21 protein-coding genes are annotated in these 22,946 nt (G+C 65.5%); 20 read left to right on the forward strand and 1 reads right to left on the reverse strand.

From position 1 onward, the window contains the following. Positions 1 to 44: 44 nt before the first annotated feature. A complete protein-coding gene (locus I6H87_RS12695) occupies positions 45 to 1,028 on the reverse strand; it encodes a malate dehydrogenase (protein ID WP_010814614.1) in 984 nt (327 codons plus the stop codon). 430 nt (positions 1,029 to 1,458) lie between these two features. Here I6H87_RS12695 and I6H87_RS12700 point away from each other — a divergent pair, with 430 nt between their 5' ends. From I6H87_RS12700 to I6H87_RS12790, 20 genes are all read left to right on the forward strand, one after another. Continuing rightward, on the forward strand, positions 1,459 to 2,340 hold the full coding sequence (locus I6H87_RS12700) for a GntR family transcriptional regulator (RefSeq protein WP_011615746.1): 882 nt from the start codon (positions 1,459 to 1,461) through the stop codon (positions 2,338 to 2,340). Between the two features lie 280 nt (positions 2,341 to 2,620). Further along, on the forward strand, positions 2,621 to 3,031 hold the full coding sequence (gene sdhC / locus I6H87_RS12705) for a succinate dehydrogenase, cytochrome b556 subunit (RefSeq protein WP_010814616.1): 411 nt from the start codon (positions 2,621 to 2,623) through the stop codon (positions 3,029 to 3,031). An 11-nt stretch (positions 3,032 to 3,042) separates the two neighbouring features. Continuing rightward, complete coding sequence (gene sdhD, locus I6H87_RS12710) at positions 3,043 to 3,408, forward strand: succinate dehydrogenase, hydrophobic membrane anchor protein (protein WP_010814617.1); 366 nt, start codon at positions 3,043 to 3,045, stop codon at positions 3,406 to 3,408. 3 nt (positions 3,409 to 3,411) lie between these two features. Then, positions 3,412 to 5,190 carry a succinate dehydrogenase flavoprotein subunit gene (gene sdhA, locus I6H87_RS12715; RefSeq protein WP_010814618.1) on the forward strand — a complete coding sequence of 593 codons (1,779 nt, stop codon included), beginning with the start codon at positions 3,412 to 3,414 and terminating at the stop codon, positions 5,188 to 5,190. A gap of 34 nt (positions 5,191 to 5,224) precedes the next feature. Continuing rightward, entirely contained in the window at positions 5,225 to 5,926 is a 702-nt protein-coding gene (locus I6H87_RS12720; protein WP_010814619.1) for a succinate dehydrogenase iron-sulfur subunit, read from the forward strand. 79 nt (positions 5,927 to 6,005) lie between these two features. Next, on the forward strand, positions 6,006 to 6,293 hold the full coding sequence (locus tag I6H87_RS12725) for an FAD assembly factor SdhE (RefSeq protein ID WP_010814620.1): 288 nt from the start codon (positions 6,006 to 6,008) through the stop codon (positions 6,291 to 6,293). Positions 6,294 to 6,336: 43 nt separating this feature from the next. Further along, positions 6,337 to 7,638 carry a citrate synthase gene (gene gltA, locus I6H87_RS12730; protein WP_010814621.1) on the forward strand — a complete coding sequence of 434 codons (1,302 nt, stop codon included), beginning with the start codon at positions 6,337 to 6,339 and terminating at the stop codon, positions 7,636 to 7,638. Between the two features lie 525 nt (positions 7,639 to 8,163). Continuing rightward, a complete protein-coding gene (locus I6H87_RS12735; protein ID WP_011615745.1) occupies positions 8,164 to 9,279 on the forward strand; it encodes a branched-chain amino acid ABC transporter substrate-binding protein in 1,116 nt (371 codons plus the stop codon). An 85-nt stretch (positions 9,280 to 9,364) separates the two neighbouring features. Beyond that, the gene (gene livH / locus I6H87_RS12740; RefSeq protein WP_010814623.1) at positions 9,365 to 10,291 is read left to right on the forward strand and encodes a high-affinity branched-chain amino acid ABC transporter permease LivH; all 927 of its coding nucleotides are present in this window, start codon (positions 9,365 to 9,367) and stop codon (positions 10,289 to 10,291) included. Positions 10,292 to 10,304: 13 nt separating this feature from the next. Further along, on the forward strand, positions 10,305 to 11,588 hold the full coding sequence (locus I6H87_RS12745; protein ID WP_011615744.1) for a high-affinity branched-chain amino acid ABC transporter permease LivM: 1,284 nt from the start codon (positions 10,305 to 10,307) through the stop codon (positions 11,586 to 11,588). Continuing rightward, positions 11,585 to 12,352 (forward strand): high-affinity branched-chain amino acid ABC transporter ATP-binding protein LivG, encoded by a 768-nt coding sequence (livG, locus tag I6H87_RS12750; protein WP_010814625.1) that lies wholly within the window; start codon positions 11,585 to 11,587, stop codon positions 12,350 to 12,352. The genes I6H87_RS12745 and livG overlap by 4 nt, the downstream gene beginning before the upstream one ends. Further along, entirely contained in the window at positions 12,352 to 13,053 is a 702-nt protein-coding gene (locus tag I6H87_RS12755) for an ABC transporter ATP-binding protein (protein ID WP_010814626.1), read from the forward strand. The genes livG and I6H87_RS12755 overlap by 1 nt, the downstream gene beginning before the upstream one ends. A 332-nt stretch (positions 13,054 to 13,385) precedes the next feature. Continuing rightward, positions 13,386 to 14,795, forward strand: coding sequence for a 3-isopropylmalate dehydratase large subunit (gene leuC, locus I6H87_RS12760; protein ID WP_010814627.1), 1,410 nt, complete (start codon positions 13,386 to 13,388; stop codon positions 14,793 to 14,795). Between the two features lie 19 nt (positions 14,796 to 14,814). Further along, positions 14,815 to 15,465, forward strand: a complete 651-nt coding sequence (gene leuD, locus I6H87_RS12765; RefSeq protein ID WP_010814628.1) for a 3-isopropylmalate dehydratase small subunit — start codon at positions 14,815 to 14,817, stop codon at positions 15,463 to 15,465. A gap of 22 nt (positions 15,466 to 15,487) precedes the next feature. Continuing rightward, positions 15,488 to 16,555: a 3-isopropylmalate dehydrogenase gene (gene leuB / locus I6H87_RS12770; RefSeq protein ID WP_010814629.1), complete on the forward strand. Its 1,068-nt coding sequence runs from the start codon at positions 15,488 to 15,490 to the stop codon at positions 16,553 to 16,555. 113 nt (positions 16,556 to 16,668) lie between these two features. Continuing rightward, on the forward strand, positions 16,669 to 16,800 hold the full coding sequence (locus I6H87_RS34695) for a hypothetical protein (protein ID WP_013957414.1): 132 nt from the start codon (positions 16,669 to 16,671) through the stop codon (positions 16,798 to 16,800). 90 nt (positions 16,801 to 16,890) lie between these two features. Beyond that, positions 16,891 to 18,027 carry an aspartate-semialdehyde dehydrogenase gene (asd, locus tag I6H87_RS12775; RefSeq protein ID WP_010814630.1) on the forward strand — a complete coding sequence of 379 codons (1,137 nt, stop codon included), beginning with the start codon at positions 16,891 to 16,893 and terminating at the stop codon, positions 18,025 to 18,027. A 286-nt stretch (positions 18,028 to 18,313) separates the two neighbouring features. After that, entirely contained in the window at positions 18,314 to 21,169 is a 2,856-nt protein-coding gene (locus tag I6H87_RS12780) for a motility hub landmark protein FimV (RefSeq protein ID WP_011615743.1), read from the forward strand. Between the two features lie 149 nt (positions 21,170 to 21,318). Next, positions 21,319 to 22,137: a tRNA pseudouridine(38-40) synthase TruA gene (gene truA, locus I6H87_RS12785; RefSeq protein WP_011615742.1), complete on the forward strand. Its 819-nt coding sequence runs from the start codon at positions 21,319 to 21,321 to the stop codon at positions 22,135 to 22,137. Then, positions 22,124 to 22,867: a phosphoribosylanthranilate isomerase gene (locus I6H87_RS12790; RefSeq protein WP_010814633.1), complete on the forward strand. Its 744-nt coding sequence runs from the start codon at positions 22,124 to 22,126 to the stop codon at positions 22,865 to 22,867. The genes truA and I6H87_RS12790 overlap by 14 nt, the downstream gene beginning before the upstream one ends. The last annotated feature ends 79 nt before the right edge of the window (positions 22,868 to 22,946 follow it).

Here is a 22,946-nt window from a genome sequence, read left to right on the forward strand (position 1 = left end):
TGAATCGTTGCGGAACCCCGGTCTTTCCTCGAGCGATCGGAGGATCAGCCCAGCAGGTGCTGCACGCCGGCCTTTTCTTCTTCCAGTTCGTTCAGGGTGATATTGATCTTTTCCTGGCTGTAGGCGTCGATCTCCAGACCCTTGACGATCTCGTACTTGCCGTTGGCGGTGGTCACCGGGTAGCCGAACATGGTGTCGGCCGGGATGCCGTATTCACCGTTCGACGGGATGCCCATGGTGACGACCTTGCCGTTGGTGCCCAGCACCCAGTCGCGCACGTGGTCGATGGCAGCGTTGGCGGCCGAAGCAGCCGACGACAGGCCACGCGCTTCGATGATGGCGGCGCCGCGCTTGCCGACGGTCGGCAGGAACACGTCGTTGTTCCACACCGGGTCGTTGATCAGGTCCTTGACGCTCTTGCCGTCGACGGTGGCATAGCGGTAGTCGGCGTACATGGTCGGGCTGTGGTTGCCCCACACGAACAGCTTCTCGATCGACGACACCGGCTTGCCGGTCTTGGCGGCGATTTGCGACAGGGCACGGTTGTGGTCCAGGCGCAGCATCGCGGTGAAGTTCTCGCGCGGCAGGTTCGGTGCCGACTTCATGGCGATGTAGGCGTTGGTGTTGGCCGGGTTGCCGACCACCAGCACCTTGACGTTGCGGCTGGCGACTTCGTCCAGCGCCTTGCCCTGCACCGTGAAGATCTGGGCATTGGCTTCGAGCAGGTCCTTGCGCTCCATACCCTTGCTGCGCGGACGGGCGCCAACCAGCAGGGCCACGTCGGCGTCCTTGAAGGCAACCTTGGGGTCGTCGGTGATGACCACGCCGGCCAGCAGCGGGAACGCGCAGTCTTCCAGTTCCATCACCACGCCCTTGACGGCTTGCTGGGCTTGCGGGAGGTCGAGCAGTTGGAGGATGACCGGCTGGTCTTTGCCCAGCATGTCGCCATTGGCGATGCGGAACAGCAGGGAGTAGCCGATCTGGCCAGCGGCGCCGGTCACTGCGACGCGCATTGGGGCTTTAGCCATGAGTAAATCTCCAAACGATAGAAGGGGGGAAGCCGGTCGGTGGCATGCCGTTGCCGTAACAAGGGGTGCGGCGGGTCACCGGGTGCTGGTTGTCGCCACAGCGGGGAGCGGCCGTCCGCCGGAGCCAGGTGGCGGGGCCACGGGGCGGAACCGGTGAGGGAGAGCCACAACGGGTCATGGTGATGCAACAAAGCGTTAGTCTACTGCGAAGCGTGGCGCCATTTCCAGACCGGAGCGCTGCCGAGATTCTGCCGGGCCGACACATTCCGGTATCCTGACTGCTGCTGGCGTGCCTGGGGCCATCGCGGGCGTGGACCAGCGCGAGTGTAGGCCGGGCCTCCCGTGATGTCAACTCATATGTCTTATATAAGACATAAGACAATTAACGTAAGGCTGGACGTATCTTGCCCTTTTGTGGTGAAATCCCGCTATGTCCTCCCTGCCTACGTCCCTGACTGGCGCAGCCGCACCCGGCGCGCCGGAATCTGGCGCCGCCACGCCTGGCGCCGGGGCGCAGCCGCCTTCTTCGCCGCCCGCGCCTGTGCCGCAGGCGGCCCCGCAATCTGGTCCCGCCTCTGGTCTGCAGTCCGTGCCGTCGCCCACCTTCAGTCCGCTCTACCAGCAGATCAAGGCGCTGATCACGCGCAGCCTGCAATCCGGCGAATGGAAGCCCGGCGAGATGATCCCCAGCGAAATGGAGCTGGCCTCGCGCTACAAGGTCAGCCAGGGCACGGTGCGCAAGGCCATCGATGAACTCGCCGCCGAGAACCTGGTGGCGCGCCGGCAGGGCAAGGGCACTTTCGTGACCACGCACCATGAAGACGTGGTCAAGTTCCGCTTCCTGCGCCTCGTCCCGGACGAAGGCGAACCCCATTATGGCGCCAGCCGCGTGCTGGAATGCAAGCGCCTGCGCGCCCCCGCCGAAATTGCCCGGCTGCTCGACATCCGCACCGGCGACAGCGTGGTGCAGATCCGCCGCGTGCTGAATTTCTCGGGCGAGTCGACCGTGCTGGATGAAATCTGGCTGCTCGGCGCCAACTTCAAGGGCCTCACCGCTGAAAAGCTGACCGAGTGGAAGGGCCCCATGTATGCATTGTTCGAGGCCGAGTTCGGTACGCGCATGATCCGCGCCTCGGAGAAGATCCGCGCCGTGCCTGCCGATGAAACCGCGGCCGAGTTGCTGTCTGTCCCGGTAGGCTCGCCGCTGCTGTCAGTCGAGCGGGTGTCGTACACCTATGGCGACCGCCCCGTCGAAGTGCGCCGCGGGCTGTACGTGACTACGCGGCACTATTACCAGAACGACCTGAGCTGACGCCGGCGCATGGCATGATGCGCCCGCTGGCGTTGATTATTGTGGCTTTCGTCATGACGGTGCGGGCTGTTGCGCGGCGCGGCTAATGTTGCGCTGGATTGCCCGCCGGATGTGATTGGTGTGCGATTGTCGGGCGGCACCTGTTGGTGCCTGATAGCTGAAAATTATTGGTGCAGCGCGCAACAAAGGCGCTAAAATCTCATGGATTTGCCCTAATGCATCCCGTTGCATGCAGGGCAGTGGCAGTTTCGTTTTTTGTTTACCGCAAATGGGGTCTCGCATGGCTGAAGCCGTCAAACAAGCCAGGCCGGAGTACCGGAATATCGGTATCGCGCAGATTGCGCGCTACCGGTTGCCCTGGGCCGGCAAGGTATCCATCCTGCATCGCGTGAGCGGTGCACTGATGTTCCTCCTCCTTCCCTTCGTCCTGTATCTGTTTGAGCAGAGCATAACTTCGGAACTGAGCTTCGCAAAGTTCTCGGCGCTTCTGTCCGGTGGCTTCGTCAAGCTGGTTCTGCTGGTCCTGATCTGGGGTTATCTGCATCACTTCTGCGCGGGTATCCGTTTCCTGCTGCTGGATGTGCACGTCGGCGTTTCCAAGCCGGCCTCGGCCAAGTCTGCCATCGGCGTGCTGGTTGTGAGCCTGCTGCTTACCCTGATTTTCGGCCTGAAGCTGTTCGGCCTGTTCTGAGGAGAATCAAGGTGGCAAACAATAATATCGGTCCCAAGCGTCTTGTCGTCGGTGCGCACTACGGCCTGAAAGACTGGCTGGCGCAGCGCGTCACGGCCGTGATCATGGTGGTCTTCACCGTGGTCCTGGCCATTGCCTTCCTGCTGTCGAACGGCGCTTCGTATGAAGCGTGGGCAGGGCTCTTCTCCAACCAGTGGATGAAGATCATCACGTTCCTGACCATCCTGTCGCTGCTGTATCACGCCTGGATCGGCGTGCGCGACATCTGGATGGACTATGTGCGTCCGATGGCGGTTCGCCTCGTGCTGCAAGTTCTTACGATTCTGTGGCTCGTCGGTTGCGCGGGCTACGCTGCTCAGATTCTCTGGAGGGTGTAATAAATGGTCGCAGTCAAGACTGGATTGCCGCGTCGCCGTTTCGACGTGGTCATCGTCGGTGCTGGCGGCGCCGGGATGCGCGCATCCCTCCAGCTCGCGGAAGCCGGCCTGAACGTGGCCGTGCTGTCCAAGGTGTTCCCGACGCGCTCGCACACGGTGGCGGCACAGGGCGGCATCGGCGCTTCGCTGGGGAACATGAGCGAAGACAACTGGCACTACCACTTCTACGACACCATCAAGGGCTCGGACTGGCTGGGTGACCAGGACGCCATCGAGTTCATGTGCCGTGAAGCCCCGAAGGTCGTGTACGAGCTCGAACACTTCGGCATGCCGTTCGACCGCAACCCCGACGGCACCATCTACCAGCGTCCGTTCGGCGGCCACACCGCCAACTACGGTGAAAAGCCGGTGCAGCGCGCCTGCGCCGCGGCTGACCGTACCGGCCACGCGCTGCTGCACACGCTGTACCAGCGCAACGTGCGCGCCAAGACCCACTTCTTCGTCGAGTGGATGGCGCTGGACCTGATCCGCGACCAGGACGGCGACGTGCTGGGCGTGACCGCGCTGGAAATGGAAACCGGCGAGGTCTACATCCTCGAAGCCAAGACCACGCTGTTCGCGACCGGCGGTGCCGGCCGTATCTATGCAGCTTCCACCAACGCCTTCATCAACACCGGTGACGGCCTGGGCATGGCAGCGCGCGCAGGCGTGCCGCTGGAAGACATGGAGTTCTGGCAGTTTCACCCGACCGGCGTGGCCGGCGCGGGCGTGCTGATCACCGAAGGCGTGCGCGGCGAAGGCGGTATCCTGCGCAACAAGGACGGCGAGCGCTTCATGGAGCGCTATGCCCCGACGCTGAAGGACCTGGCGCCGCGTGACTTCGTCTCGCGCTCGATGGACCAGGAAATCAAGGAAGGCCGCGGCTGCGGCCCGAACGGCGACTACGTGCTGCTCGACCTGACCCACGTCGGTGCCGAGACCATCATGAAGCGCCTGCCGTCGATCCGCGAAATCGGCATGAAGTTCGCCAACGTCGACGCGATCAAGGAACCGATCCCGGTGGTCCCGACCATCCACTACCAGATGGGCGGTATCCCGACCAACTATCACGGCCAGGTCGTGGTGCCTAAGAACGGCAACCCGAACGAAGTCCTGAACGGTTTCTACGCGATCGGCGAATGCTCGTGCGTGTCGGTGCACGGCGCCAACCGCCTGGGCACCAACTCGCTGCTGGACCTGGTGGTGTTCGGCCGCGCCGCCGGCAACCACATCATCGCCCAGAACCTGAAGCAGAAAGAGCACAAGCCGCTGCCGGCCGACGCCGCCGACCTGGCGCTGTCGCGCCTGGCCAAGCTGCAGTCGTCGTCCTCGGGCGAGTACACGCAGGACGTTGCCAACGACATCCGCAAGAACATGCAGTCGCATGCCGGCGTGTTCCGTACCCAGAAGCTGATGGACGAAGGCGTCGAGCGCATCCTGGAAGTGTCGCAGCGTGCCGACAACATCCACCTGAAGGACAAGTCCAAGGTCTTCAACACCGCGCTGGTGGAAGCCCTCGAAGTGGCCAACCTGGTGGAAGTGGCCAAGGCCACCATGATCTCGGCGGCCGCCCGCAAGGAATCGCGCGGTGCCCACGCGCACAGCGACTTCCCGAATCGCGACGACCAGAACTGGCTCAAGCACACGCTGTTCTACAGCGAAGGCAACCGCCTCGACTACAAGCCGGTGAAGATGGAACCGCTGACGGTGGAAAGCGTGCCGCCGAAGGCCCGTACCTTCTGAGCACCGCATCGTAGAGACAACAGGACCCACAGAAATGAAGCGTATTTTCGAAGTCTACCGCTACGATCCGGACAAGGATGCGGCACCGCGCATGCAGACCTACGAGGTCGAGCTGGACGGTCACGAGCGCATGCTGCTGGACGCGCTGGTCAAGCTGAAGAAGCTGGACGAGACCATCTCGTTCCGCCGTTCGTGCCGCGAAGGCGTGTGCGGCTCGGACGCGATGAACATCAACGGCAAGAACGGCCTGGCCTGCCTGACCAATATGCGCGAGCTGCCGGACCGCATCGTGCTGCGTCCGCTGCCCGGCCTGCCGGTGGTGCGCGACCTGATCGTCGACATGACGAACTTCTTCAAGCAGTACAACTCGATCAAGCCGTTCCTGATCAACGACGAGCCGCCGCCCGAGAAAGAGCGCCTGCAGTCGCCGGAAGAGCGTGACGAGCTGGATGGCCTGTACGAGTGCATTCTCTGCGCCAGCTGCTCGACGTCGTGCCCGTCGTTCTGGTGGAACCCGGACAAGTTCGTCGGCCCCGCCGGCCTGCTGCAGGCTTACCGCTTCATCGCGGACAGCCGCGACCAGGCCACCAACGAGCGCCTGGACAACCTGAACGACCCGTACCGCCTGTTCCGCTGCCACAGCATCATGAACTGCGTCGATGTGTGCCCGAAGGGTCTGAACCCGACCAAGGCCATCGGCAAGATCAAGGAGCTGATGGTCCGCCGCGCGGTCTGAGCCTGCGGCTGTCTGCAGTAGTAAGCGGCGCGTCAGCCAGAGCGGCTATATCTGGCTGGCGCGCCGAAAGTAGGAAGCCATGACTGAGAGTCCTGCCACCACCTTCTCCCATCAGGCCGACCCGCACAAGCGCGCACGTCTGCGCTGGCGCGCCCGCCGCGGTCTGCTGGAGAACGACATCATCGTCGAACGTTTTTTCAACCGTTACGAGGAGAGCCTGTCCGACGAGGACGTGGCTTCGTTGAGCGAGCTGTTCGAACTCAGCGACAACGAGTTGATGGACCTGCTCCTTGCGCGCAAGGAACTGGACGGTGAGCTCGACACGCCCCCGATGCAGCGAGTGATCACCCTGCTGCGTACGGTCTGAGTTTTGGTCAACATTATTATTCACAGCATTTGAAGGATCCGACATGACGCCGTCCGATGTGAAAGCCACGCTATCGTTCTCCGATGGTTCCCCCAGCGTTGAGCTGCCGATCTACACGGGTACCGTTGGCCCGGACGTAATCGACATTCGCAAGCTGTACGGACAGACCGGTAAGTTCACCTACGACCCCGGTTTCATGTCGACGGCTTCGTGCAATTCCAAGATCACCTATATCGACGGTGACAAGGGCGAACTGCTGTACCGCGGCTACCCGATCGAGCAACTGGCGCAGAAGTGCGACCACCTCGAAACCTGCTACCTGCTGCTCAAGGGCGAACTGCCCAACGCCAAGCAGAAGGAAGAATTCGTCGGCCACGTGATGAACCACACCATGGTTCACGAGCAGATGCAGTTCTTCATGCGCGGCTTCCGCCGCGACGCGCACCCGATGGCCGTGCTGACCGGCATGGTCGGTGCCATGAGCGCGTTCTACCACGACGCGATGGACATCGACGATCCGCACCAGCGCGAGATCTCGGCCATCCGCCTGATCGCCAAGATGCCGACCCTGGTCGCCATGGCGTACAAGTACAACATCGGCCAGCCGTACATCTACCCGCAGAACGACCTGTCCTACTCGGGCAACTTCATGCGCATGATGTTCGGCACGCCGTGCGCCCCGTACACCGTGAACCCGGTGCTGGAGCGCGCGCTGGACCGCATCTTCATCCTGCACGCAGACCACGAGCAGAACGCGTCGACCTCGACCGTGCGCCTGGCCGGTTCGTCGGGCACCAACCCGTTCGCAGCCATTGCCGCCGGCGTGGCCTGCCTGTGGGGCCCGGCCCACGGCGGCGCCAACGAAGCCGCGCTGAAGATGCTGGAAGAAATCGGCAGCGTCGACAACATCAACGAGTTCATCAAGCAGGTCAAGGACAAGAACTCGGGCGTGCGCCTGATGGGCTTTGGCCACCGCGTGTACAAGAACTACGATCCGCGCGCCAAGCTGATGCGCGAAACCTGCCACGAAGTGCTGGAAGAGCTGGGCCTGCACAACGACCCGCTGTTCAAGCTGGCCATGGAGCTGGAAAAGATCGCGCTGGAAGACGAGTACTTCGTCAGCCGCAAGCTGTACCCGAACGTGGACTTCTACTCGGGCATCGTCCAGCGCGCGCTGGGCATCCCGACCTCGCTGTTCACCTGCATCTTCGCGCTGGCCCGCACCCCGGGCTGGATCTCGCAGTGGGAAGAGATGATTACCGATCCGGAATACAAGATCGGTCGTCCGCGTCAGCTGTTCGTTGGCGCAGCTACCCGCGACGTGCCGGACGTTGCCAAGCGCTGATCGCTGGCTTGTCATCCGGCTGCGCGATGCAGCAATCACAAACGCCCCGGCCCGCCGGGGCGTTTGTGTTTCTGGGCCGGAGTGCCTTGTGCGTCGCAGCAGGGCAGGGAGCAGGAAATTGCCGGATAAGTGGTGAGAACGGCAATTTGCGGAGAATTGTGTCTCAGTCTGTCAATTCAGTTCCGCATTTGTTGTGCGATTTTCGCCTACGGCAGGAAATTTGACCCTATAATGCGGGCTGCTTTGCCGACGGCAGCCGGGCCACCCTTCCGGCATGCGGTGCGGCAAGCGGGGCAGGCGAATCGCTTGCGCAATAGAGAACGCATCAAACGTTGTCTTTCCGAACCTTGGTCCCCGTACCTCAGCGGGACTGACACATGCCGGGCCCCGCATAAGCTGTCTCTCCCTTGCAGGCCCGTCTTCCGCGTCTCGGGCGTCTTTATTCGTAGTCCGCGGGTGTTGTTCGATTGCGCAGGTCACACCGTTTCTGCCCGGTTGACCCAAACATAAATCGAGGAGCTCCTGATGACGCTGTCCCGTCTTACGTCCATCTCGCTGGCCGCCGTGCTGGCCACCCTTGGCGCCGCTGCCAACGCCGAAACCGTGAAGATCGCCATTGCCGGCCCGATGAGCGGCTCGGTGGCGCAGTATGGCGACATGGTCAAGGCCGGTGCGCTGACCGCGATCGAACAACTCAATGCCAACGGCGGCGCCGGCGGCAACAAGTTCGAAGTGGTGATGATGGACGACGCCTGCGAGCCGAAGCAGGCCGTGGCAGTTGCCAACAAGATCGTCAGCCAGAACATCAAGTACGTGATCGGCCATGTGTGCTCGGGCTCGACCATCCCGGCTTCGGACATCTACGAGAACGAAGGGATCGTCATGGTCACGCCGTCGGCGACCGCACCGCAGCTGACCGAGACCAAGAAGCGCAAGTACATCTTCCGCACCATCGGCCGCGACGACCAGCAGGGCCCGGCCGCCGCCCAGTACATCATCGGCAAGGTCAAGCCGAAGAAGGTCGCGGTGCTGCACGACAAGCAGTCGTACGGCCAGGGCATCGCCAGCTCGGTGAAGAAGGACCTGGAAGCCGCCAAGATCCCGGTCGCCGTGTTCGAAGGCATCAACGCCGGCGATTCGGACTACTCCGCCGTCATCACCAAGCTCAAGTCGCAGGGCGTGGACTTCGTCTACTTCGGCGGCTACCACCCGGAAATGGGCCTGCTGCTGCGCCAGGCGCGCGAGCAGGGCGTGAAGGCCGCGTTCATGGGCCCCGAGGGCGTGGGCAACAAGGACGTGACGGCGATCGCCGGCCCGTCCTCGGAAGGCATGCTGGTGACGCTGCCGGCAGACTTCTCGGCCGACCCGGCCAACGCCGCGCTGGTGAAGGCCTTTGCCGACAAGAAGCGTGACGCCAACGGTCCGTTCCAGATGCCGGCCTATGCCGCCGTCAAGATCATCGGCGACGCCATTGCCGGCGCCAAGAGCACCGACCCGACCAAGGTCGCGGCGTACATGCACAAGAACGCCTTCACCACCCCGATCGGCAAGGTCGAGTACGACGACAAGGGCGACCTGAAGTCCTTCAAGTTCGTGGTCTACACCTGGCACAAGGACGCCAGCAAGACGGCCGCCAACTAAGCCGGAGCTTTTCCACGCACACGCCCCGCCCGGACCCCGGGCGGGGCGTTCTGGTATCGGGCTTCAAGTTCCTGAGGCTTCCCCAATGAATGAATTCCTTCCACAGTTCACCCAGCAGCTGGTCAACGGCCTGACGCTGGGTGCGATCTATGCGCTGATCGCCATCGGCTACACAATGGTCTACGGCATCATCGGCATGATCAATTTCGCGCACGGCGAGATTTACATGATCGGTGCCTATGTCGGCCTGGTCACGCTCACCGCGATCGGCGCCCAGGCAGGCTACCCCCTGCCGCTGGTGCTGGGCGCCGCCTTGCTGGTCTCGGTGCTGGTCACTGGGGTGTACGGCTATGCGGTCGAGCGGGTGGCATACCGGCCCTTGCGCGGCGGACCGCGGCTGGTGCCGCTGATCTCGGCCATCGGCATGTCGATCTTCCTGCAGAACTATGTCCAGATCGGGCAGGGCGCACGCGACGTGTCGGTGCCGGTGCTGATCTCGGGCGCCATCGAGTTCCAGATGGGCAGTGACTTCACCGTGACGGTGCCGTACTCGCGCCTGCTGATCGTCGGCGTGACGCTGGTGCTGATGATCGCGCTGACGCTGTTTATCGGCCGTTCGCGCATGGGCCGTGCCTGCCGAGCCTGCGCCGAAGACATGCGCATGGCCAACCTGCTCGGCATCGACACCAACAAGGTGATCTCGTTCACCTTCGTGCTGGGTGCGATGCTGGCGGCGGTGGGCGGCGTGCTGATCGGGCTGACCATCGGCAAGCTCAATCCCTTTATCGGCTTTATCGCCGGCATCAAGGCCTTTACCGCGGCGGTGCTGGGCGGCATCGGCAGCATCCCGGGCGCGATGCTCGGCGGCGTGCTGCTGGGCCTGGCGGAGACCTTCGCCTCGGGCTATATGCCGGCCGAGTACAAGGACGTGGTTGCGTTCAGCCTGCTGGTGCTGGTGCTGCTGTTCCGTCCGACCGGGCTGCTCGGCAAGCCTGACGTCGAAAAGGTCTGAAAGAGGACGAGACATGACCAACAACGTTTCCGCGATGCCCGCGGGCAAGGCCGCCGCACGCGGCGCCGCACCGGGACAATCGCTCAAGAATGCGATCACGGCCGCCGTGATGACGGCCATCCTGACCATTCCCATCCTGGGCCTGCAGCTCAAGCTGGAAGGCTACAAGGTCGTGCTGGAGCCGCACTGGCGGCCGGTGTGGATCGCCGTGGCGGCGGTCTTCCTGTTCCAGCTGTTCAAGCCGCTGCTGTCGCGCGCCGGCAGCGCGGTGCGCCTGCCGGCGGTGCCGCAGCTGGGCGCCCGGCAGCAGCGCGCGGCGGTATGGATGCTGCTGGCGGTCGGGCTGGTGTGGCCGTTCTTCGGCTCGCGCGGCGCGGTCGACGTGGCCACGCTGGCGCTGATCTACGTGATCCTGGGCCTGGGCCTGAATATCGTGGTGGGCTATGCCGGCCTGCTCGACCTGGGCTATGTCGGCTTCTACGCCATCGGCGGCTACACCTACGCGCTGCTCAACCAGTATTTCGGGCTGGGCTTCTGGGAATGCCTGCCGATCGCCGCCGCGATGTCGGCCACCTTCGGCTTCCTGCTGGGTTTCCCGGTGCTGCGTTTGCGCGGCGACTACCTGGCCATCGTGACACTTGGCTTCGGCGAGATCATCCGCCTGCTGGCCAACAACCTGACCAGCCTGACCGGCGGCCCGGATGGCGTGTCCGGCATCCCGAAGCCGACCGTGTTCGGCATCGAGATGGCGCGCAGCGCGAGCGTGGAGGGCGCCAAGACCTTTCATGACCTGCTGGGCTGGGACTACAGCGGCCAGCACATGGTGATCTTCCTGTACCTGCTGGCGCTGCTGCTGGTGGGCTTCACGCTGTTCGTCACCAGCCGCCTGATCCGCATGCCGATGGGCCGCGCCTGGGAAGCGCTGCGCGACGACGAGATCGCGTGCCGCTCGCTGGGCCTGAACCCGACCCGCATCAAGCTGTCGGCGTTCACGCTGGGAGCTTCGTTCGCCGGCATCGGCGGCGCTTTCTTCGCGGCGCGCCAGGGCCTGGTCAATCCGGAATCGTTCACCTTCATCGAGTCGGCGCTGATCCTCGCCGTGGTGGTGCTGGGCGGCATGGGTTCGCAGCTGGGCGTGATCCTGGCGGCGATCCTGCTGACGGTGCTGCCCGAGGTGGCGCGCGGTTTTGCCGAATATCGCATGCTGATCTTCGGCCTGGTGATGGTGCTGATGATGATGTGGCGTCCGCAGGGCCTGCTGCCCGCGAGCCGTCCCCACGTGGAGTTGCCGAAATGAGCGCGGATTTGCTGAAAGTCTCCGGCCTGCAGATGCGCTTCGGCGGCTTGCTGGCCGTGGACGGTATTGATTTCAATGTGCGCAGCGACGAGGTCTTCGCCATCATCGGCCCTAATGGCGCCGGCAAGACCACGGTGTTCAACTGCGTGGGCGGCTTCTACAAGCCCACCGCGGGCGAGGTCACGCTGGACGGCCACGCCATCGCCGGCCTGCCCAGCCACCAGGTAGCGCGCAAGGGCCTGGTGCGGACCTTCCAGAACATCCGCCTGTTCAAGTCGCTGACGGTGGTGGAAAACCTGCTGGTGGCGCAGCACCGCCAGGTGCAGGCGGGCATCCTGCGCGGCCTGTTCGCCACGCCGGCCTACCGCCGCGCCGAGCGCGAGGCGCTGGAGCGCGCCGCGGTCTGGCTTGAACGCATGGGGCTGACCTCGGTGGCCAACCGCGAGGCGGGCACGCTGTCGTACGGCCACCAGCGCCGGCTGGAGATCGCGCGCTGCATGATCACCAAGCCGCGCCTGTTGATGCTGGACGAGCCGGCGGCCGGCCTGAACCCGCAGGAGAAGATCGAGCTGCAGCAGCTGATCGACCAGCTGCGGCGCGAGTTCGGCATTGCCGTGCTGCTGATCGAGCACGACATGAGCCTGGTGATGGGCGTGTCCGACCGCATCCTGGTGATGGAGCACGGCAAGCCGATCGTTACGGCCGCGCCTGAGGAAGTGCGCAACGACCCGCGCGTGATCAAGGCCTACCTGGGAGAGGACTGATGCTGAAGCTGGAACAGGTCCATACCCACTACGGCGCCGTCGAGGCGCTGTCGGGCGTATCGATCGAAGTCAACAAGGGGGAGATCGTCACCCTGATCGGCAGCAACGGCGCCGGCAAGACGACGCTGATGATGACCGTGTGCGGCACGCCGCGCGCGTCCAGCGGGCGCGTGACGTTCGAAGGGCAGGACATCACCAACCGGTCCACGCACGAGATCATGCGCTTGGGGCTCGCGATCTCGCCCGAGGGCCGGCGCGTGTTCCCGAGCCTGACGGTGCTGGAGAACCTGAAGATGGGCGCGTTCTTCGCCAGGCGCGACGAGATCGAGGCGGGCATCGAGCACGTGTTCAAGCTGTTCCCGCGCCTGAACCAGCGCGCCAGCCAGCGGGCCGGCACCATGTCGGGCGGCGAGCAGCAGATGCTGGCGATCGGCCGCGCGCTGATGAGCCGGCCGCGCCTGCTGCTGCTGGACGAGCCCACGCTCGGTCTGGCGCCGCTGATCATCGCGCAGATCTTCGACATCATCCGCACCATTCGTGACGAAGGCGTCACTGTGTTCCTGGTCGAGCAGAACGCCAACAAGGCACTGCAGGTCGCGGACCGCGGCTATGTGCTCGAAACCGGCAAGGTGGTGCTGGCCGATACCGGCGCCAACCTGCTGGCAAACGACCGGATCAAGGCCGCCTACCTGGGCGGCTGATCCCAAGAGGCCGCGGCCCCGCCTGGCGGGCCGCGGCCTTTTCCTTTTCGCCATCCGCGAAATCCCCCTTTCGCCAATCACATTACATTGCAGCCGCTGCCCGGGCCGGGCAGGGGGCTGACCGCCACACCCCCTGTGGCATAATCAATTGCCAAGTCAAGCATTGCGGCAACGCTTGAAATAACGCTCGCTTCAGGCGGCTTCCGGCGCGATTATCGCTATCGCCACCCGCTCGCCACCGCGACCGAAGCGAATAAAACCCCTGCAAACTACCGCGCGGTCACCGCGGACCACTCCTGCAAAGGATCGGTCTTCCGGCCCGCCATCGCATCATGGCCAAGACGCTCTACGACAAACTCTGGGATGACCACACCGTCCACGTCGAGGAAGACGGCACCACGCTGCTCTACATCGACCGCCACCTGCTGCATGAAGTGACCAGCCCGCAGGCGTTCGAAGGGCTGAAGCTGGCGGAGCGTCCGGTATGGCGCATCAGCGCCAACCTGGCCGTGTCGGACCACAACGTGCCGACCACCGACCGCAGCCACGGCATTGCCGATCCGGTGTCGAAGCTGCAGGTCGATACGCTGGATGCCAACTGCGACAGCTACGGCATCACCCAGTTCAAGATGAACGACCACCGCCAGGGCATCGTGCACGTGATCGGGCCGGAGCAGGGCGCCACGCTGCCGGGCATGACGGTGGTGTGCGGGGACTCGCATACCAGCACGCATGGCGCGTTTGGCGCGCTCGCGCATGGCATCGGCACCTCGGAAGTTGAGCATGTGCTGGCTACCCAGACGCTGTTGGGCAAGAAGGCCAGGAACATGCTGGTCAAGGTGGAAGGCAAGCTGCCGCGCGGCTGCACCGCCAAGGACATCGTGCTGGCCGTGATCGGCAAGATCGGCACCGCGGGCGGCACCGGCTACACCATCGAGTTCGCCGGCTCGGCCATCCGCGACCTGACCATGGAAGGCCGCATGACGGTCTGCAACATGGCCATCGAGGCGGGCGCGCGCGCCGGCCTGGTGGCGGTGGACGACGTCACGCTCGAATACGTGAAGGGCCGCCCCTACGCGCCGCAGGGCGTGGAGTGGGAGCAGGCCGTGGCCTACTGGCGCACGCTGCATTCGGATGCCGGGGCCAAGTTCGACCAGGTGGTCGAGCTGCGCGCCGAGGACGTCCGTCCGCAGGTGACCTGGGGTACCTCGCCAGAAATGGTGATCAGCATCGAAGACCGCGTGCCGGATCCCGAGAAGGAGAAGGACCCGAACAAGCGCAACGCGATGGAGCGCGCGCTCGAATACATGGGCCTGCAGCCCAACGTGCCGGTCGAGAGCATCAATATCGACAAGGTCTTCATCGGTTCGTGCACCAACAGCCGCATCGAAGACATGCGCGCCGCCGCGTGGGTGGTGCAGAAGCTCGGTCGCAAGGTCGCCGGCAACGTGAAGCTGGCGATGGTGGTGCCGGGCTCGGGCCTGGTCAAGGAACAGGCCGAGCGCGAAGGCCTGGACAAGATCTTCAAGGCCGCGGGCTTTGAATGGCGCGAGCCGGGCTGCTCGATGTGCCTGGCCATGAATGCCGACCGCCTCGATCCTGGCGAGCGTTGCGCGTCGACCTCGAACCGCAACTTCGAAGGCCGCCAGGGCGCGGGCGGGCGCACCCACCTGGTGAGCCCGGCGATGGCAGCGGCCGCAGCCATCGAAGGCCATTTCGTCGATATCCGCAAGCTGGGCTGAAGAAGCAAGGAAAGAGAACATGGACAAGTTCACCGTACATAGCGGCCTCGTAGCCCCGCTCGACCGCGAGAACGTCGATACCGACGCCATCATCCCGAAGCAGTTCCTGAAGTCGATCAAGCGCACCGGCTTCGGCCCCAACCTGTTCGACGAGTGGCGCTACAAGGACGTCGGCGAGCCCGGCATGGACAACAGCAAGCGTCCGCTGAACCCGGACTTCGTGCTGAACCAGCCGCGCTACCAGGGTGCGTCGATCCTGCTGGCGCGCCGCAACTTCGGCTGCGGCAGCTCGCGCGAGCACGCACCGTGGGCGCTGACGCAATACGGCTTCCGCGCCGTGATCGCGCCCAGCTTTGCCGACATCTTCTTCAACAACTGCTACAAGAACGGCCTGTTGCCGGTGGTGCTGACCGAACAGCAGGTCGACCACCTGTTCAACGAGACCAACGCCTTCAACGGCTACAAGCTGACCATCGACCTGGACAAGCAGGTGGTGCTGACGGCGGGCGGCCAGGCGTATGAGTTCGACATCGCCCCGTTCCGCAAGTACTGCATGCTGAACGGCTTCGACGATATCGGCCTGACGCTGCGCCATGCCGACAAGATCAAGGCCTATGAGGCCGAGCGCGTGGCCAAGATGCCGTGGCTGAACAACCGCCTGGTCGGATAAGACTCAACGAGGAAAGACAACAATGAAGATCGCAGTCCTGCCGGGTGACGGCATCGGTCCCGAAATCGTCGCGGAGGCCGTCAAGGTCCTGAACGCGCTCGACGAGAAGTTCGAACTGGAAACCGCCCCGGTGGGCGGCGCCGGCTACGAGGCCGAAGGCCATCCGCTGCCGGAGAACACCCTGAAGCTGGCCAAGGAAGCCGACGCCATCCTGTTCGGTGCCGTCGGCGACTGGAAGTACGACAGCCTGGATCGTCCGCTGCGCCCGGAGCAGGCCATCCTGGGCCTGCGCAAGCACCTGCAGCTGTTCGCCAACTTCCGCCCGGCAATCTGCTATCCGGAGCTGACCGGCGCTTCGAGCCTGAAGCCCGAGCTGGTGGCCGGCCTCGACATCCTGATCGTGCGCGAACTGAACGGCGACATCTACTTCGGCCAGCCGCGCGGCGTGCGCGAAGCGCCGGACGGCCTGTTCAAGGGTGCGCGCGAAGGCTTCGACACCATGCGCTACAGCGAGCCCGAAATCCGCCGCATCGCCCACGTGGCGTTCCAGGCCGCGGCCAAGCGCGGCAAGAAGCTGTGCAGCGTCGACAAGGCCAACGTGCTCGAGACCTTCCAGTTCTGGAAGGACATCGTGATCGAGGTGCACAAGGAGTACCCGGAGGTCGAACTGTCGCACATGTACGTCGACAACGCGGCCATGCAGCTGGTCAAGGCGCCCAAGAGCTTCGACGTGATCGTCACCGGCAATATGTTCGGCGACATCCTGTCGGACGAGGCCGCCATGCTGACCGGCTCGATCGGCATGCTGCCGTCGGCGTCGCTGGATGCCAACAACAAGGGCCTGTACGAACCGTCGCACGGCTCTGCACCCGACATCGCCGGCAAGGGCGTGGCCAACCCGCTGGCGACAATCCTGTCGGCGGCGATGATGCTGCGCTACTCGCTGAACCGCGCCGAGCAGGCCGACCGCATCGAGAACGCCGTCAAGAAGGTGCTGGCCCAGGGCTACCGCACCGGCGATATCCTGACGCCGGGTTGCAAGCAGGTCGGCACCCGCGAGATGGGTGACGCTGTGCTGGCGGCACTGTAAGTCACACCGGAAGGGGGCACTGCGCGAGTAATGCCCCCTTTGTCTGATTTGTCCCCGTTATTTCCCCTATCTGCACGCTGCGGCAGCGCCGCAAAATCGTGTAGACTCTGCCGATGGCCCGATTTTCCCAGTCCACCCTGACTGCTGTTGCTGCCCTGACCGCTACCCGCGGCCCGGTCGGCACGATTTCGCTCGGCCAGACCGCAACGACGATTAAAACCATTATTAAAACCGCGATCGCCTAGATCCGTTCGTCGTGCCTGCCCGTCTTCCCCGCGCAGCCACGCCGGGCGAGGAAAATGGCGGGGAAGTAAAAATCACATCCGAGGTAAATCATGATTGTAGGTCTCGTCGGTTGGCGGGGAATGGTCGGCAGCGTCCTGATGCAGCGCATGCAGGAAGAGCGTGATTTCGACCAGATCGAGCCCGTCTTCTTCAGCACGTCCAATGCCGGCGGCAAGGCGCCCGCCATGGCGAAGAACGAAACCACGCTGAAAGATGCCAATGACATCGAAGCGCTGAAGAAGTGCGACGTGGTGCTGACCGCCCAGGGCGGCGACTACACCAACGAGGTCTTCCCCAAGCTGCGCGCGGCCGGCTGGAAGGGCTACTGGATCGACGCGGCCTCCTCGCTGCGCATGAAGGACGATGCCATCATCGTGCTGGATCCGGTCAACCAGGGTGTGATCAAGGACGCGCTGTCCAAGGGCGTCAAGAATTTCATCGGTGGCAACTGCACGGTCAGCTGCATGCTGATGGGCCTCGGTGGCCTGTTCCAGGCCGACCTGATCGAGTGGATGACGTCGATGACGTACCAGGCCGCTTCCGGCGGCGGTGCGCAGCATATGCGCGAGCTGCTGACGCAGTTCGGCACGCTGAACGCGTCGGTCAAGCCGCTGCTGGACAACCCGGCCTCGGCCATCCTGGAAATCGACCGCACCATCCTGGCGACCCAGCACGGCCTGTCCGCCGAGGAAACCAAGCAGTTCGGCGTGCCATTGGCCGGCAACCTGATCCCCTGGATCGACAAGGACCTGGGCAACGGCCAGTCCAGGGAAGAATGGAAGGGCGGCGCCGAGACCAACAAGATCCTGGGCCGCGGTGAAGGCTTCCTGGGTGCGACCGGCGCCACGCCGATCGCCGTCGACGGCCTGTGCGTGCGCATCGGCGCCATGCGCTGCCACTCGCAGGCGCTGACCATCAAGCTGCGCAAGGATGTGCCGCTCGATGAGATCGAAGGCATGCTCGCCGCCCACAACCCGTGGGCCAAGGTGGTGCCGAACACGCGCGACGCCAGCATGACCGACCTGACGCCCGCAGCAGTGACCGGCACGCTGAACATCCCGGTCGGCCGCCTGCGCAAGATGCAGATGGGCGGCGAGTACCTGTCTGCCTTCACGGTCGGCGACCAGCTGCTGTGGGGCGCGGCCGAGCCGCTGCGCCGCATGCTGCGTATCCTGATCGAGTCCTGATCCGGTGCTCCCGCCTGTTGCCTGGTTGCGTCCGTTGCAGCCAGGCAACAGAATGGACCGCTTTGCAGACAACGCCGCGCCCGTGCGCGGCGTTGTTGTATCCGGACGCCTATTTTCCCTGGTGATGCGTCACAATACGCCGGCATGCGCTTCGCGCCAGGCAGGGTTTGGCGTCTGCGCGCGGCTGGAGAAGGGGTGCGCCGAGAACGCCCCGCCAGCCTGCCGGACCTGGTTTTGGGGTCGGTCTGTCGATTCATATCGCTACTAAAACATAACGGAGCATAAGGTGAGTGTGAGCCAACATCGCCGGAAAGATGCGCCTACTGTCCGTCAGCGCTGGTCAACGCTGGCCGTCACGGCACTGGGCCTGCTGCTTGCGCAGCCGGCCGCATATGCCGCGGGGTTCGGGCAATTGCGGGTTCAGTCGAATCTGGGTCAGCCGCTGCAGGCTGAGATCGACATCAGTGGGGTCAGTGCCGAAGAGGCCGCCGGGCTCAGTGTCAAGCTGGCGTCGCCAGCGGCGTATGCCGCGGCCGGGCTGACCTACCTGCCGGCCGTCAGCAGCCTGCGGCTGGAGGTGGAGCGCCGCCCGAACGGCAGCTATGTGGCCCGGGTCCGCTCCAACCAGCCGATCAGCGAGCCCTTTGTCGACATCCTGGTCGACATGAGCTGGGCCAGCGGCAAGGTCTCGCGCGCCTATACCTTCCTGCTTGACCCCGCCGGGACCAAGCCTTCGAACCAGACTTTCTCGCCGGCGACGGTGGTGCAGGCGGCGACGCCGGATGCGCCGCCCGTAGCGGCACCGGCACCTGCCGCCGCGCCGCAGCCTGCGCCGGCCCAGGAAGCTGCGCCGGCCGCGGCTGCCGAGGCAGTCAAGCCAGCCGTGCCCGCGCGCCCTGCCCGCCAGAGCGCAAAGCGGGCGCCGGCACCGGCCGCCAGCGGCAGCACCGAGATGGCACCCGGCGGCGGCTACACCGTGCAGCGCGGCGACACGCTCTACGCCATTGCCGGCGAGGCCGTGCAAGGCCAGGAATCGGTCTCGCTGGACCAGATGCTGGTGGCGCTCTACCGCAACAATCCCAACGCCTTTATCGGCGGCAACATGAACCGGCTGCGCAGCGGCGCGGTGCTGCAGGTCCCGACCCAGCAACAGGCGCAAGCCGTCGCACCCAAGGCCGCCCGCCGCGAGGTGGTGGCGCGCACGCAGGGCTTCGATGCCTACCGCGGCCGGCTGGCCAGCGCTGCCGCGGCCAAGTCGGTCGAGCCCGACAGCGGCCGCCAGCAGTCCGGCAACGTGACCGCCCGGGTGCAGGAGCAGGCCGCCCCGACCGACGGCCCGCGCGATGAACTGAAGCTCAGCAAGGCCGCGCGCGGCGCGCAGGCCGACGCCGCGGCCAAGGCCGAAGCCGGCGTCGCGCGCGAGCGTGAACTCAAGGAGGCGCAGGCCCGCCTGGCGCAGCTGGAAAAGAACGTCGGCGACATGCAGAAGCTGCTCGAGCTGAAGAACGCCGAGATCGCCAAGCTGAGCCAGGCCAACCAGGCGGTGCTGGCCGAGAAGGAAAAGGCTGAGGCCGCGGCCAAGGCCGCGGCGGCGGCGCCGACCGTGGTGGCGGCCCAGCCGCCGAAGGCCGATGCCGTGGCCCCGGCCCCGGTTGCGGCCGCCGCGACGGCTGCCGCAACCGCAGCGACCGCAGCCAGCGCCCCGGCAGCGGCCGGCGCCAGCGCCGCGGACGCCGTGGCGCCTGCGGCAGTCTCAGCCGTGGCAGCGGCCCCCGCTTCGCAGCCGGCTGCCGCCGTTCCTGCCAGTGCAACGCAGGCCGCCGCCGCATCGGCCCCCGCGGCCAAGCGCCCGCCGGTGGTGGCGGCCCAGCCCGAGCCGGTGCCCGAACCGTCGTTCATCGATGGCCTGCTGGCCAACCCCATGCTGCTGCCCGGCGGTGGCCTGCTGGTGGCGCTGCTCGGCGTCTATGCGATCTATCGCCGCCGCCAGCAGCAGAAGGCGGGCGAGGCGACCGGCTTCGGCGACAGCATCCTGTCGCAGGAAAGCACGGTGATGGCCGGTGCCAATTCGCTGTTCGGCACGGCCGGGGGGCAGAGCGTCGACACCTCGCAGCACAGCGTGTTCGGCGCGGACTTCCGCATCGGCAACAACACGCCGGAAGCCAACGAGGTTGACCCGATCGCCGAGGCCGAGGTCTATATCGCCTATGGGCGCGATGTGCAGGCGGAGGAAATCCTGCGCGAAGCCCTGGAGAAGAACCCGGAGCAGCAGCCGGTGCGGCTCAAGCTCCTGGAGATTTACAGCAACAGACAGGATGTGGAAGGTTTCCGCGTGATTGCAGAAGAAATGTTCGCCCAGACCGGCGGACACGGGGCGGAATGGCTGAAGGCAGCAGAAATGGGGCGCGCGCTCGAGCCGGGCAACGCGCTCTTCCTGGCGGTGACGCCCGAAGCGGCGGGGCCGGATACGACCTCGCCGGCAACCGACCAGTGGCGCACCCAGGACCCGTCGCAGAATCCGGCCTCGATCCCGCGGCTGGAGCCGTCGCTGGGTGACCTGGCGCTGCCGCTGGATGCCTTCCCGGCCCCGGCGGCCGGCGAGCCGATCGTGGCGCCTGCTTCCGCGGCGATGGTGTTTGGCGCTGACGCGCACGACGCCGGCGAGCCGGTACGGCTGGATCTCGGCCTGCCTCGCACCGGCGCCGACCCGCTTGCCGATGACGTGCCCACCCTCGACACGCCGACCCGCAGCCGTCCGCTGGAGTTCGACATGTCCGGGCTGTCGCTTGACCTGGGCAGCGCCGCGCAAGCCGACGCCCGCGGCAAGGATGTGCTGGACGAGGCCACCATGCCGCTGCCCGCCACCACCATGCTGCGCGACGGCAAGCTGGCCGAGCCGATCGACCTGTCGCGCGTGGCGCCTGAAACCGGCGGCGACCTCACGCACGGGGGTTCGCCGAGCACGCTGTCGGTCGACGGCGTGGACGGCGGGCGGGACATGCAGATCAAGCTTGACCTGGCTCGTGCCTATATCGAGATCGGCGACAAGGAAGGGGCGCGCGAACTGCTGCAGGAAGTGGTCGAGCAGTCGCAGGATCCGCTGCAGGCGGAGGCCCGTTCGCTGCTGCAGGAAGTGGCCTGAGCTATCATTGACGGTCCGGCCGCGGCACGCGCTGCCGCAGCCTGAAGCGATGCGCCGGAAGCGTCCCTTCCGGCGCATTTGCTTTTTCGGCGGACCTGGCGTGAACCGCTGCGTCCGGACGTACCCGCCGCCTTGCCCGATCCCCTGACATGAACCGCATCGCTCTTGGCCTGCACTACGACGGCGCCGCCTTTTCCGGCTGGCAGTCGCAGCCGCACCGCAATACCGTGCAGGATCACCTGGAAAACGCCATCGAGCGTTTTGCCGGGGTGCGCCTGCTGACCACCGTGGCGGGGCGCACCGATACCGGCGTGCATGCGCTCGGCCAGGTCATCCACCTGGACACCGCGCTCGAGCGCGAGCCATTTTCCTGGGTGCGCGGCGTCAACGCCTTCCTGCCGCCGTCGATCGCGCTGCAATGGGCGCTGCCGGTGGACCAGGGTTTCCACGCGCGTTTCCTGGCGTTCGAGCGCATGTATTACTACGCGCTCTACACCGGGCCACACCGCGTGCCGCTGGTGCACGGCCGCGCCGGCTACCAGATGCTGCCGCCGGGCCAGCGGCTCGACGTCGACGCCATGCGCGAGGCCGCCGCATGCCTGCTCGGCGAGCATGATTTCTCCGCCTTCCGCGCCGCCGAATGCCAGGCCAAGTCGCCGGTCAAGACCATGTACGACGTCACCATCAGGGATGACGGCAACTGGGTGTTCCTGCGCTTTCGCGCCAGCGCCTTCCTGCACCACATGGTGCGCAACCTGATGGGCTGCCTGGTGGCGGTGGGGCGCGGACGCTACCCCGCGCACTGGCTGGCGCAGGTGCTGGCCGGGCGCGAGCGCAAGCTGGCGGCGCCGACCTTCATGCCGGACGGCCTCTACCTGGTCGGCGTCAAGTATCCTGATCCTTACCAGATCCCCGCGGCCGATCCGTCCGCGAGCCTGTTCCATGGAGTGTTCGATGACGCAGCCTGAGGCCGCTGAAGGCAGCACGGCGGGCAGCACAGTGCACATGCCGGCCCGCACCCGCATCAAGATCTGCGGCCTGACGCGCGAGGACGACGTGCGCGCCGCCGTGGACGCCGGCGCCGATGCCATCGGGCTGGTGTTCTACCCGAACAGCCCGCGCTGCGTCGACGTGGCGCGCGCCGCGGCGCTGGCCGAGGCCGCCGGGCCGTTCGTGGCGATCACCGGGCTGTTCGTCAATGCCGACCTGGAAGACATCGCCCATGTGGCCGAGCGCGTGCCGCTGACGCTGCTGCAACTGCACGGCGACGAGACCCCGCAGTTCTGCACGCAGGCGGCGCAGCGCTGCCGGCTGCCCTTCATGCGCGCCGCCCGTGTGCGCCCGGGGCTTGATTTGGTAGAATTTGCCGATCAATACCGTGATGCCGCTGCCTTGCTGCTCGATGCCTTCGTCGAAGGCTACGGCGGTGGCGGCCACGTCTTCGACTGGACCCTGATTCCCCCGGCATGGCTTCCGCCTACTCCCCCGGTACCAGCTACCGGCAACCCGAACGCAAGCGGCGCTCCTCGCATCGTTTTGAGTGGTGGGTTGAACGCGCAAAACGTCGCTGGCGCGATTGAACGCGTGCGGCCCTACGCTGTGGACGTCAGCAGCGGGGTAGAGGCCGCCAAGGGCGTGAAGGACCACGCCCGCATCGCCGCGTTCGTGCGCGCTGTGCGCAGTGCCGAGGCAGGATGAGCCGGGCCGTGTCCCGCGTCTTTCCCCATGCCGCCCGTGGCCTGCCGCATGCGCGCACACGCATCGCAGTCAACCATGC

This window comes from Cupriavidus necator (genome assembly GCF_016127575.1).
Lineage (GTDB): Bacteria > Pseudomonadota > Gammaproteobacteria > Burkholderiales > Burkholderiaceae > Cupriavidus > Cupriavidus necator_D.